9 protein-coding genes are annotated in these 12726 nt (G+C 54.0%); 6 read left to right on the top strand and 3 right to left on the bottom strand.

The window, feature by feature from the left end; genetic code table 11:
* Positions 1 to 3 precede the first annotated feature (3 nt).
* The 6 genes from rarA (at position 4) to ABLV66_RS16880 (ending at position 8280) form a co-directional block, all read left to right on the top strand.
* A complete protein-coding gene (gene rarA / locus ABLV66_RS16905; protein ID WP_045396235.1) occupies positions 4 to 1347 on the top strand; it encodes a replication-associated recombination protein RarA in 1344 nt (447 codons plus the stop codon).
* A 92-nt stretch (positions 1348 to 1439) separates the two neighbouring features.
* Complete coding sequence (serS, locus tag ABLV66_RS16900) at positions 1440 to 2732, top strand: serine--tRNA ligase (RefSeq protein WP_015367484.1); 1293 nt, start codon at positions 1440 to 1442, stop codon at positions 2730 to 2732.
* Between the two features lie 194 nt (positions 2733 to 2926).
* Entirely contained in the window at positions 2927 to 5365 is a 2439-nt protein-coding gene (dmsA, locus tag ABLV66_RS16895) for a dimethylsulfoxide reductase subunit A (protein WP_063416358.1), read from the top strand.
* A 10-nt stretch (positions 5366 to 5375) separates the two neighbouring features.
* Positions 5376 to 5993 carry a DMSO/selenate family reductase complex B subunit gene (locus tag ABLV66_RS16890; RefSeq protein WP_015367482.1) on the top strand — a complete coding sequence of 206 codons (618 nt, stop codon included), beginning with the start codon at positions 5376 to 5378 and terminating at the stop codon, positions 5991 to 5993.
* 1 nt (position 5994) lies between these two features.
* Positions 5995 to 6858: a dimethyl sulfoxide reductase anchor subunit family protein gene (locus ABLV66_RS16885; protein WP_045395752.1), complete on the top strand. Its 864-nt coding sequence runs from the start codon at positions 5995 to 5997 to the stop codon at positions 6856 to 6858.
* 273 nt (positions 6859 to 7131) lie between these two features.
* On the top strand, positions 7132 to 8280 hold the full coding sequence (locus tag ABLV66_RS16880) for an MFS transporter (protein ID WP_348876385.1): 1149 nt from the start codon (positions 7132 to 7134) through the stop codon (positions 8278 to 8280).
* Positions 8281 to 8436: 156 nt separating this feature from the next.
* Here the strand turns inward: ABLV66_RS16880 and pflA are convergent, their stop codons facing one another.
* From pflA to focA, 3 genes are all read right to left on the bottom strand, one after another.
* Positions 8437 to 9177: a pyruvate formate lyase 1-activating protein gene (gene pflA / locus ABLV66_RS16875; RefSeq protein ID WP_015367479.1), complete on the bottom strand. Its 741-nt coding sequence runs from the start codon at positions 9175 to 9177 to the stop codon at positions 8437 to 8439.
* A 191-nt stretch (positions 9178 to 9368) separates the two neighbouring features.
* Positions 9369 to 11651 carry a formate C-acetyltransferase gene (gene pflB, locus ABLV66_RS16870; RefSeq protein ID WP_015367478.1) on the bottom strand — a complete coding sequence of 761 codons (2283 nt, stop codon included), beginning with the start codon at positions 11649 to 11651 and terminating at the stop codon, positions 9369 to 9371.
* A gap of 51 nt (positions 11652 to 11702) precedes the next feature.
* On the bottom strand, positions 11703 to 12560 hold the full coding sequence (gene focA, locus ABLV66_RS16865; RefSeq protein ID WP_015367477.1) for a formate transporter FocA: 858 nt from the start codon (positions 12558 to 12560) through the stop codon (positions 11703 to 11705).
* Positions 12561 to 12726: the final 166 nt, after the last annotated feature.

The raw sequence follows: 12726 nt of genomic DNA, 5'->3' as shown, positions 1-12726 counted from the left end.
AATGTGAGCAACTTTTCGCTCGATTTTTCCGATAACGCGTTTCAACCTCTGGCCGCCCGTATGCGGCCAGAAAATTTAGCGCAGTACATTGGCCAGCAGCACCTGCTGGCGCCGGGTAAACCGCTACCGCGGGCGATTGAGGCCGGGCATCTGCACTCGATGATCCTGTGGGGGCCGCCGGGCACCGGTAAAACTACCCTTGCGGAAGTGATTGCACGCTACGCCAATGCCGATGTCGAACGTATCTCGGCCGTCACCTCTGGCGTCAAAGAGATCCGCGAAGCTATCGAGCGCGCGCGGCAAAACCGCAACGCCGGTCGGCGCACTATCCTGTTTGTAGACGAAGTGCATCGTTTCAATAAAAGTCAGCAGGACGCCTTTCTGCCGCACATCGAAGATGGCACCATTACTTTTATTGGCGCGACGACCGAAAACCCGTCATTCGAACTTAATTCCGCTTTGCTTTCCCGCGCCCGCGTCTATTTACTTAAGTCGCTGACCACGGATGATATCGAGCAGGTGCTTAACCAGGCGATGGGCGATAAAGCGCGCGGCTACGGCGGGCAAGATATTGTCCTGCCAGATGAAACTCGCAAGGCGATTGCCGAACTGGTCAACGGCGACGCGCGTCGGGCGTTGAACACGTTAGAAATGATGGCCGATATGGCTGAAAGCGACGATTCGGGCAAGCGAGTGCTGAAAGCCGAACTGCTTACTGAAATTGCCGGCGAGCGTAGCGCGCGTTTTGATAATAAAGGCGACCGTTTTTACGATCTTATTTCCGCGTTACATAAGTCGGTGCGCGGTAGCGCCCCGGATGCGGCATTATACTGGTACGCACGGATCATTACCGCGGGCGGCGACCCGCTGTATGTTGCGCGCCGTTGTCTGGCTATCGCGTCAGAGGATGTCGGCAACGCCGATCCCCGGGCTATGCAGGTGGCCATTTCCGCGTGGGATTGTTTTACCCGCGTCGGGCCGGCAGAAGGCGAACGGGCTATTGCTCAGGCTATTGTTTATCTGGCCTGCGCGCCGAAGAGTAATGCGGTGTACACCGCCTTTAAGGCTGCGCTGGCCGACGCCCGCGATCGCCCTGATTACGACGTGCCGGTTCATTTACGCAATGCGCCGACCAAACTCATGAAAGAGATGGGCTATGGTCAGGAATACCGCTACGCGCACGATGAACCTAACGCCTACGCCGCCGGCGAGCAGTATTTCCCGCAGGAAATGGCGCAAACGCGCTATTATCAGCCAACAAACAGGGGGCTCGAGGGCAAAATCGCTGAAAAGCTCGCCTGGCTTGCCGAACTGGATCAAAATAGCCAGATAAAACGCTACCGCTAATTGTGGCGTTGCGGTAAGGTTATTACCTATATTTCCGTGGCCGTAGTTTGCGGCCATTTTTCCTATTTAAATTCGATAAGCACAGGATAAGCATGCTCGATCCCAATCTGCTGCGTACCGAGCCAGACGCAGTCGCAGAAAAACTGGCACGCCGGGGCTTTAAGCTGGATGTAGATAAACTGCGCGCTCTTGAAGAGCGTCGTAAAGTTCTGCAGGTTCAAACCGAAAACCTGCAGGCGGAGCGTAACTCCCGATCGAAATCCATTGGCCAGGCGAAAGCGCGCGGGGAAGATATCGAGCCATTACGCCTGGAAGTGAACAAGCTTGGCGAACAGCTGGATGCCGCAAAGTCCGAGCTGGAAACGCTGTTGGCGGAAATTCGCGATATCGCGCTGGCGATCCCGAACATTCCTCACGATGACGTGCCGGTTGGCCGCGACGAAAACGACAACGTTGAAGTCAGCCGCTGGGGGACACCGCGTCAGTTCGATTTCGAGGTGCGCGACCACGTTACGCTGGGTGAAATGCACGGGGGGCTGGACTTCGCCGCCGCCGTTAAGCTAACCGGTTCCCGTTTCGTGGTGATGAAAGGCCAACTGGCCCGCCTGCACCGCGCGCTGGCGCAGTTTATGCTGGATCTGCACACCGAACAGCACGGTTATAGCGAGAACTATGTTCCTTATCTGGTGAACCAAGACACGCTGTATGGTACTGGCCAGTTGCCGAAATTCGCCGGCGACCTGTTCCATACTCGTCCGCTGGAAGAAGAAGCCGATAGCAGCAACTATGCGTTGATTCCGACCGCCGAAGTGCCGCTGACCAACCTGGTCCGCGACGAAATCATCGACGAAGACGATCTGCCGATTAAAATGACCGCCCATACGCCGTGCTTCCGTTCTGAAGCGGGTTCGTATGGTCGTGATACCCGCGGTCTGATCCGTATGCACCAGTTCGACAAAGTTGAAATGGTGCAGATCGTACGTCCGGAAGACTCTATGGCGGCGCTGGAAGAGATGACCGGCCACGCTGAGAAGGTTCTGCAACTGCTGGGTCTGCCGTACCGTAAGGTAGCGCTGTGTTCCGGCGATATGGGCTTTAGCGCCTGTAAAACCTATGACCTCGAAGTGTGGGTTCCGGCGCAGGATACCTATCGCGAAATTTCTTCCTGCTCCAACGTCTGGGATTTCCAGGCGCGTCGTATGCAGGCGCGTTGCCGCAGCAAGTCCGACAAAAAGACTCGTCTCGTTCACACTCTGAATGGTTCTGGTCTGGCGGTTGGCCGTACGCTGGTTGCGGTGATGGAAAACTATCAGCAGGCCGATGGCCGTATCGAGATCCCGGAAGTCCTGCGCCCGTATATGCGCGGCCTCGAGTATATCGGGTAATCTTTTCTGCTCTTTCCTTAAAAGCGCCTGCGGGCGCTTTTTTTATATCCTTATTGATACCGGGCAATAATCCCCTCAGTAAATCCGGTGATACTCCCTTTGGATTAATACAGCATAAAAAGCCAATAAAATCCGATATATATAAAATTATATAACGATTGTCAGCTTATTGTGAGCAACCAAAGCGAGTATCTATGAAAATCAAAGCCCCCGATGCTTTACTGGCTGCCGAAGTTAGCCGACGTGGTTTGATGAAAACCACGGCGATAGGCGGTCTGGCGATGGCCAGCAACGCATTGACCTTACCCTTCACGCGTATTGCGCACGCCGCTGATACGCTGGCGCCAGTCAGTGAGAAAGTGGTCTGGAGCGCCTGCACCGTTAACTGCGGCAGCCGTTGCCCGCTGCGTATGCACGTGGTTGACGGCGCGATTAAGTATGTAGAAACCGATAATACCGGCGACGATAACTATGACGGTCTGCATCAGGTTCGCGCCTGTCTGCGCGGCCGCTCTATGCGCCGCCGCGTCTATAACCCCGACCGGCTGAAATATCCGATGAAGCGCGTCGGCAAACGCGGTGAAGGAAAATTCGAACAAATTAGCTGGGAAGAGGCGTTCGACACTATCGCCAGCAATATGCAGCGCCTGATTAAAGATTATGGCAACGAATCTATCTATCTGAACTACGGAACCGGTACGCTCGGCGGGACTCTGACTCGTTCCTGGCCGCCGGGTAAAACCCTGATTGCTCGTCTGATGAACTGCTGCGGCGGCTATCTCAATCATTATGGCGACTATTCATCGGCGCAGATTGCGGCTGGTTTGAATTACACCTATGGTGGTTGGGCCGATGGCAATAGCCCGTCGGATATCGAAAATAGTCAGTTAGTGGTGCTGTTCGGCAATAACCCTGGCGAAACGCGCATGAGCGGCGGCGGGGTCACTTACTACCTTGAGCAGGCGCGGCAGAAATCCAATGCCCGCATGATCATTATCGATCCGCGCTATACCGACACCGGAGCCGGGCGTGAAGATGAATGGATCCCAATTCGTCCGGGAACCGACGCGGCGCTCATTTCAGCGCTGGCGTGGGTGATGATTACTGAAAATCTGGTCGATCAGCCCTTCCTCGATAAATACTGCGTCGGCTACGACGAGAAGACCTTGCCTGCCGATGCGCCGTCTAATGGACATTATAAAGCTTACATCCTTGGTCAGGGCTCCGACGGTATCGCTAAAACGCCGGAGTGGGCGTCCACCATTACCGGGATCCCGCGTGAGCGCATTGTGAAACTGGCTCGCGAGATTGCGACGGCGAAGCCGGCGTATATCAGCCAGGGATGGGGACCGCAGCGTCACGCCAACGGCGAAATCGCCACCCGCGCCATCTCCATGCTCGCCATTCTGACTGGTAATGTTGGGATCAATGGAGGTAATAGCGGCGCGCGTGAAGGATCATATAGCCTGCCTTTCGAGCGCATGCCGACGCTGGATAACCCGGTAGAGACCAGCATCTCCATGTTTATGTGGACCGACGCGATTGAACGTGGTCCGGAAATGACCGCGCTGCGTGATGGCGTACGCGGCAAAGATAAGCTCGATGTACCGATCAAGATGATCTGGAACTACGCGGGTAACTGCCTGATCAACCAACACTCCGAGATCAACCGCACCCACGAAATCCTGCAGGACGATAAGAAGTGCGAAATGATTGTGGTAATCGACTGCCACATGACGTCGTCTGCGAAATACGCCGATATTCTGCTGCCGGACTGTACCGCCTCGGAGCAGATGGACTTCGCGCTGGATGCCTCCTGCGGCAATATGTCTTACGTCATCTTTGCCGACCAGGCGATTAAACCGCGTTTCGAATGCAAAACCATCTATGAGATGACCACCGAGTTGGCGAAACGCATGGGGGTGGCGGAGAAGTTTACCGAAGGCCGCACTCAGGAAGGCTGGATGCGCTATTTGTATGAGCAGTCGCGTAAAGCGATCCCCGAACTGCCGGATTTCGATACTTTCCGCCAGCAGGGGATCTTCAAGCAGCGTGACCCGCAGGGGCATCATGTGGCGTATAAAGCCTTCCGTGAAGATCCGCAGGCCAATCCGCTGACTACGCCATCGGGCAAAATCGAAATCTATTCCCAGGAGCTTGCCAAAATTGCCGCGACCTGGGAACTGCCGGAAGGCGATGTGATCGATCCGCTGCCGATCTACACCCCGGGGTTTGAAAACTACAACGATCCGTTGTCCGCCAAATATCCGCTACAGCTGACGGGCTTCCACTACAAGTCTCGCGTCCACTCAACTTATGGCAACGTTGATGTCCTGCAGGCAGCCTGCCGCCAGGAGATGTGGATTAACCCGATCGATGCGCACAAACGCGGCATCGCCAACGGCGATCGCATTCGCATTTTCAACGACCGCGGCGAAGTGCATATCGAAGCGAAAGTGACGCCGCGTATGATGCCAGGCGTTGTCGCGCTGGGCGAGGGCGCCTGGTATAACCCGGACGCTTCACGCGTGGATCAGGCCGGCAGCATTAACGTGCTGACGACTCAACGTCCGTCGCCGTTGGCGAAAGGCAACCCATCGCATACCAACCTCGTCCAGGTTGAAAAGCTGTAAGGAGTAACCGATGACAACTCAGTATGGATTTTTTATCGATTCCGCCCGTTGCACCGGTTGCAAAACCTGCGAGCTGGCCTGTAAAGACTACAAGAACCTGACGCCGGACGTCAGCTTCCGTCGTATCTATGAGTATGCCGGCGGCGACTGGCAGGAGGACAACGGCGTCTGGAATCAGAACGTTTTCGCCTATTACCTCTCTATCGCCTGTAACCACTGCGAAGACCCGGCGTGCACCAAGGTCTGCCCGAGCGGGGCGATGCACAAGCGCGAAGACGGTTTTGTGGTGGTCAATGAAGAGGTGTGCATCGGCTGTCGCTACTGCCATATGGCCTGCCCGTATGGCGCGCCGCAGTACAACGCCGCCAAAGGGCATATGACCAAATGCGACGGCTGTCACGAGCGTGTCGCACAAGGCAAGAAACCGATTTGCGTCGAGTCCTGCCCGCTGCGCGCGCTGGACTTCGGGCCGATTGCCGAACTGCGGGAAAAACACGGCCAGCTGGCCGCCGTGGCGCCGCTGCCTTCAGCGCACTTCACCAGGCCGAGCATTGTGATAAAACCTAACGCCAACAGCCGTCCGTGTGGGGATACCACCGGCTATCTGGCCAATCCGAAGGAGGTCTGAAATGGGAAATGGATGGCATGAATGGCCGTTGATGATTTTCACGGTCTTTGGTCAATGCGTCGCCGGGGGCTTTATCGTTCTCGCGCTGGCGTTGATGAAGGGCGAACTTTCGCGCGAGCAGCAGCAGCGGGTGATAATGAGCATGTTTGGGCTATGGGTGCTGATGGGGATCGGCTTTATCGCCTCCACCATGCACCTTGGTTCACCTATGCGCGCGTTCAATTCGCTGAACCGCGTTGGCGCATCATCGTTAAGCAATGAAATCGCCAGCGGCGCGCTTTTCTTTGCCGTCGGTGGTATTGGCTGGCTGCTGGCGGTGGTAAATAAACTGTCGTCTGGGCTGCGTAGTCTGTGGCTGGTCGTCACCATGATCCTCGGCGTCATCTTCGTCTGGATGATGATCCGCGTATATAACACCATCGATACCGTGCCCACCTGGTACACCATCTGGACGCCGCTCAACTTCTTCCTGACCCTGTTTATCGGCGGGCCGCTATTGGGTTATCTGCTGCTGCGTGTCGCGGGCGTAGATGGTTGGGCGATGCGTTTATTGCCGGTGATTATGCTGGTGGCGTTGGTGATTAGCGTGACCGTCGCGCTGATCCAGGGCAGCGAGTTGGCGACTATTCATAGTTCGATTCAGCAGGCTTCGGCGCTGGTGCCGGATTATGGTTCATTGATGGCATGGCGGACGGTCGCATTAGTGCTGGCGCTGGTCTGCTGGATTGTACCGCAGCTTAAAGGTTATCAGCCCGCATTGCCGCTGTTGGGCCTGGCGTTTGCGCTGGTGCTGGTTGGTGAGATGATTGGTCGCGGCGTATTCTATGGTCTGCATATGACCGTCGGTATGGCAATCGCCAGTTAATCGCGAGTAATCACGCCGGAAGTTTATTCCGGCGTGATTAAAAAATGCGGTTGATTGATGAAATTTTTCTACTGATATTTCCTTCTTCGTTTTCCAATAAATTAATAAAAACAATGGAATAATATAAAGAATAATTCCGTTACCGTTCCGCTGGATAAAAAACTTCTATCGTTGCCCTGAAAACCGCGTCAGGCCTGAATTCTGGCGGATTGACAATGTTTACAGCGGTGTCATGATGCGCACGAAATCTGAACTTCCTCACGGTTAACACCCATGACCATCTACACTCGCCCAGTGCAAATGTTGCTCTGTGGCCTGCTTCTGTTGACGCTGGCAATCGCGGTTTTAAATACGCTTGTCCCACTCTGGCTCGCCCATGAAAATATGCCAACCTGGCAGGTTGGGATGGTCGGCTCCTCTTATTTTACCGGCAATCTGGTGGGCACGTTATTTGCCGGTTGGGTCATTAAACGTCTGGGGTTTAACCGTAGCTATTACCTGGCGTCATTAATTTTTGCCGTTGGCTGCGTTGGCCTGGGTATTACGCTCGGCTTCTGGACATGGCTGAGCTGGCGTTTTATTGCCGGGGTGGGCTGCGCGATGATCTGGGTGGTGGTGGAAAGCGCGCTGGTGTGCAGCGGTACTTCCCGCAGCCGCGGTCGACTGCTGGCGGCGTACATGATGGTCTATTACATCGGTACCGTATTGGGCCAACTGATGGTCAGCAAATTACCGACCGATTTAATGAGCGTGCTGCCGTGGGTTACCGGCCTGGCGCTGGCGGCGATCCTGCCGCTAATGTTTACACGTATTATGAGCCAGGCCGACGAGCCGCATGAAACGGTACGTATCTGGCCGATGCTGAAACTGCGTCAGGCGCGCCACGGTGTGAATGGCTGCATCATTTCCGGCATCGTGCTTGGTTCACTGTACGGCCTGATGCCGCTGTGGCTAAATCATCAGGGCGTCAGCGATTCGGGTATTGGTTTCTGGATGGCGGTGATGGTTAGCGCAGGCATTCTCGGGCAGTGGCCGGTCGGGCGTCTGGCGGACCGCTATGGCCGCCTGCTGGTGCTGCGCGTACAGGTCTTTATGGTGATTCTGGGCTGTCTGGCGATGCTGAGCCAGGCGGCAATGGCTCCCGCGCTTTTTGTGCTCGGCGCATCCGGTTTTACTCTGTATCCGGTGGCGATGGCCTGGGCCTGCGAGAAGGTTGAACACCATCAACTGGTGGCGATGAACCAGGCGCTGCTGATGAGCTATACCATCGGCAGCCTGCTGGGGCCGACCCTGACGGCAATGCTGATGCAGAACTTCTCTGATAACCTACTGTTTATTATGATCGCCAGCGTATCGTTTATTTACCTGCTGACGCTGCTGCGCAAAGCCGGGCATCATCCGACGCCGGTGGCACACGCGTAAACATTCTGGCGCGCGGCGAAGGCCGCGCGTAGTCCGTTTATCAAATGAATGTTCCTGTGGGCAGACGGTATTGCGTTCATAGTGTGGCGTTATCGGCGGGATTGATACTATTATAGTTGCGGGCCGTGGTGAGAGTACCTCCGGCCCGCTGCTAGTTTAGTACATCACCTTATGGCCATACTGCTCCAGGATGCCTTTTACCCGCTCCATGGTCTCTTTCTTCGGTGGGTGTACGCCGTCAAGTTTGTACTCTTCGCCCATTGCCACCCATTTGTGTTTACCCAGCTCATGGTAGGGCAGGAGTTCGATTTTCTCGACGTTACCCATATCGCGGGTAAACTCACCCAGACGATGCGCGGAATCGTCATCATCAGACCAGCCGGGAACCACGACGTAGCGGATCCACACGTTAATCCCTTTCTTCGACAGATACTGGGCGAACTCCAGCGTACGATGGTTAGAAACGCCGACCAGGTTCTGGTGGATTTCATCGTTCATCTGCTTAAGGTCAAGCATCACCAGATCGGTGACTTCCAGCAGCTCGTCAATCACGGGATCGTAGCGACGTACGAAGCCGTTGGTATCCAGACAGGTGTGGATACCTTCTTTTTTACAGGCGCGGAACCAGTCGCGAACAAATTCCGCCTGCAGGATTGCCTCGCCGCCGGATGCGGTGACGCCGCCGCCGGAGGCATTCATAAAGTGGCGATAGGTCACCACTTCTTTCATCAATTCTTCAACGGTGATTTCTTTACCGCCATGGGTATCCCAGGTGTCGCGGTTATGGCAGTAAAGGCAGCGCATCAGGCAGCCCTGGAAGAAGGTAATAAAGCGGATACCTGGGCCATCGACGGTGCCACAGGATTCAAAGGAGTGAATACGACCAATAGTTGACATTGCGGTGATATCTCCGGATTCGGCCCTCCAGGGCCTATGATGCACAGCTCAAACCGGCTGTGTTAAGTCTGTTTTGACAGGTACCCAAAGTATAGATAACTGGCAAAGCAGGCTGGGGCAGGGTATCACTTGTTAAAAAGGCCCCACTGATGTGGGGCCTTTATTGTACGCTTTTTCAGTCAGACAGGGAATTACATGGTCTGAGTGAAGGTACGGGTAATAACGTCCTGCTGCTGTTCTTTAGTCAGGGAGTTAAAACGTACCGCGTAGCCAGATACACGGATGGTCAGTTGCGGATATTTTTCCGGGTTTTCCATCGCGTCGAGCAGCATTTCGCGGTTCATGACGTTCACGTTCAGGTGCTGACCACCTTCGATGGACGCTTCGTGGTGGAAGTAACCATCCATCAGACCAGCCAGGTTAGTCTTACGAACTTCGTCATCTTTACCCAGCGCGTTCGGTACGATAGAGAAGGTGTAAGAGATACCATCTTTAGCGTAAGCAAACGGCAGTTTAGCAACGGAAGTCAGAGAGGCTACAGCGCCTTTCTGGTCACGGCCGTGCATCGGGTTAGCACCTGGTCCGAACGGCGCGCCAGCGCGACGACCATCTGGGGTGTTACCGGTTTTCTTACCATACACGACGTTAGAAGTGATGGTCAGAACGGACTGAGTCGGGATAGCGTTGCGGTAGGTATGCAGTTTCTGAATTTTCTTCATGAAACGTTCAACCAGGTCAACGGCCATGTCATCGACGCGAGCATCGTTGTTACCAAACTGCGGATATTCGCCTTCGATTTCGAAGTCAACAGCCAGACCGTCTTCGTCACGAATCGGTTTAACTTTCGCATATTTGATAGCAGACAGGGAGTCAGCAGCAACGGACAGACCTGCGATACCACACGCCATGGTGCGGATAACGTCACGGTCGTGCAGCGCCATCAGAGAGGCTTCGTAGCTGTACTTGTCGTGCATGTAATGAATGATGTTCAGCGCGGTGACGTACTGTTTAGCCAGCCAGTCCATGAAGTGATCCATGCGCTCCATGACTTCGTCGAAGTTCAGGACGTCGCCTTTGATCGGTTCAGATTTCGGACCAACCTGCATTTTCAGTTTTTCATCAACGCCGCCGTTGATAGCATACAGCATGGTTTTCGCGAGGTTAGCGCGAGCGCCGAAGAACTGCATTTGTTTACCAACAATCATCGGGCTTACGCAGCATGCGATAGCGTAATCGTCGTTGTTGAAGTCCGGGCGCATCAGGTCATCGTTCTCGTACTGCAGAGAAGAGGTATCGATGGATACTTTAGCGGCGAATTTCTTAAAGCTCAGCGGCAGTTTTTCAGACCACAGGATGGTAATGTTCGGCTCCGGAGACGGCCCCATGGTGTACAGGGTGTTCAGGAAGCGGAAGCTGTTTTTGGTTACCAGAGTACGGCCGTCAACGCCCATACCACCGATAGATTCCGTTGCCCAAATCGGGTCGCCGGAGAACAGTTCATCATATTCCGGGGTACGCAGGAAGCGAACCATACGCAGTTTCATGACCAGGTGGTCAACCATTTCCTGCGCGTCTTGCTCGGTGATTTTACCCGCCTGCAGGTCACGTTCGATGTAGATATCCAGGAAGCTGGAAGTACGACCGAAGGACATTGCCGCGCCGTTCTGAGATTTAACGGCGGCCAGGTAACCGAAGTAGGTCCACTGAATAGCTTCCTGAGCGGTAGTCGCCGGACCGGAGATGTCGTAGCCATATTTAGCCGCCATCTCTTTGATCTGACCCAGCGCGCGATGCTGTTCAGCAATTTCTTCACGCAGACGGATGGTTGCTTCCAGATCTTCGCCGCTTTCCAGTTTCGCCTGCAGCGAGTTGAACTGGGCGAATTTGTCTTTCATCAGGAAGTCGATACCGTACAGCGCAACGCGACGATAGTCACCGATGATACGACCACGGCCGTAAGCATCCGGCAGACCGGTCAGTACGCCGGATTTACGGCAGCGCAGGATGTCCGGGGTATATACGTCGAAAACGCCCTGGTTGTGAGTTTTACGGTACTCGGTGAAGATTTTTTTCAGCATCGGGTCCAGTTCGCGATTGTACGCTTTGCAGGAACCTTCAACCATTTTGATACCGCCGAACGGGATAATCGCACGTTTCAGCGGAGCTTCAGTTTGCAGACCAACGATTTTCTCGAGCGCTTTCTCGATGTAGCCCGCGTCGTGAGAAGTGATGGTGGATGCGAGAGAAGTGTCGAAATCAACAGGCGCGTGAGTGCGGTTTTCCTGTTTAACGCCTTCCATTACGCTGTCCCACAGCTTGGTGGTCGCATCAGTTGCGCCAGCCAGGAAGGATTCGTCACCTTCATATGGGGTGTAGTTTTTCTGGATAAAGTCACGTACGTTGACTTCGTTCTGCCAGTCACCTTTCGCAAAACCTTCCCAGGCTGTGGCTAACTTTTCATTAAGCTCGGACATGTAACACCTACCTTCTTAAGTGGATTTTTTATTTACTGCCTGAGACAACCATTAATGATGATCGTCGCCACGCAGGTAAATGACCCAGTATGTCAACCCAACCAACAAACCACCGCCGATGATGTTTCCGATAGTGACTGGAATCAGGTTATCAGTGATGAAGTTCATAACGGTTAAGTGAGAAAAACTCTCCGGAGTTGAACCGATAGCGGTCCAGAATTCCGGGCTTGCAAAGTTGCGAATTACGATACCCATCGGGATCATAAACATATTAGCGATGCTGTGTTCAAAGCCGCTGGCGACAAACATCGCAACCGGCAACACCATGATCATCGCTTTGTCCATCAGGCTGCGGCCGGAGTAACTCATCCAGACAGCCAGACAAACCATCAGGTTCGCCAGGATACCCAGGCAGACGGCTTCAATAAACGTATGGTGCATTTTGTGGTCTGCAGTTTGCAGAACATTTAAGCCCCAGCCGCCGTTGGCAGTCATATATTCGCCTGATAACCACATTAACAGTACAAACAGCAGCGCGCCGATCAGGTTTCCAACATAGACGTTAAGCCAGTTTTTTGCCAGCTGACCCCAGGTAATACGCCCGCTGGCTTTCGCCACGACGATCAGTACGGTCGAGGTGAAAAGGTCAGCACCGCAGATGACGCAAAGAATCAGACCTAGTGAGAAGCATACCCCGCCGATAAGTTTGGCAATCCCGAAAGGCATTGCGGCAGTACCGGTGGTCGCCGTGATATAAAACACAAAAGCGATGGAGATGAAGACACCTGCGGTAATCGCCAGATAAAATGTCTTCAGCGGATGTTTCGTCGCTTTATAGACACCTGCTTCTTCGGCGACTTTCGCCATCGCGGCAGGGAGTAAAAGATCAAAAGGGTTGTCAGCTTTCACACTAACTCTCTCTTTATATAAGTTGGCGGTGTGATACTAACAAAGCATTATAGAAGGGAATTTGATGTAGATCATATCCTACCGGAGTCATAGGCCCATTTTGCGTGTGGAATTAGCCTGTTATGGCTTTATCTTTTTGATTTTTAATGAAAAACTAAATTTTAAT

It is taken from the genome of Klebsiella sp. CN_Kp073, assembly GCF_040065495.2.
In the GTDB taxonomy this organism is placed as follows: domain Bacteria; phylum Pseudomonadota; class Gammaproteobacteria; order Enterobacterales; family Enterobacteriaceae; genus Klebsiella; species Klebsiella aerogenes.
Note: the sequence above shows the minus strand (reverse complement) of the source record. Positions and strands in the feature narration are given on the sequence as shown.

Coding starts and splice junctions, on each gene's coding strand:
- ABLV66_RS16890 (WP_015367482.1), top strand. CDS start 5,376: ATGACAACTCAGTATGGATTTTTTATCGATTCCGCCCGTTGCACCGGT.
- pflB (WP_015367478.1), bottom strand. CDS start 11,651: ATGTCCGAGCTTAATGAAAAGTTAGCCACAGCCTGGGAAGGTTTTGCG.
- pflA (WP_015367479.1), bottom strand. CDS start 9,177: ATGTCAACTATTGGTCGTATTCACTCCTTTGAATCCTGTGGCACCGTC.
- dmsA (WP_063416358.1), top strand. CDS start 2,927: ATGAAAATCAAAGCCCCCGATGCTTTACTGGCTGCCGAAGTTAGCCGA.
- serS (WP_015367484.1), top strand. CDS start 1,440: ATGCTCGATCCCAATCTGCTGCGTACCGAGCCAGACGCAGTCGCAGAA.
- ABLV66_RS16880 (WP_348876385.1), top strand. CDS start 7,132: ATGACCATCTACACTCGCCCAGTGCAAATGTTGCTCTGTGGCCTGCTT.
- ABLV66_RS16885 (WP_045395752.1), top strand. CDS start 5,995: ATGGGAAATGGATGGCATGAATGGCCGTTGATGATTTTCACGGTCTTT.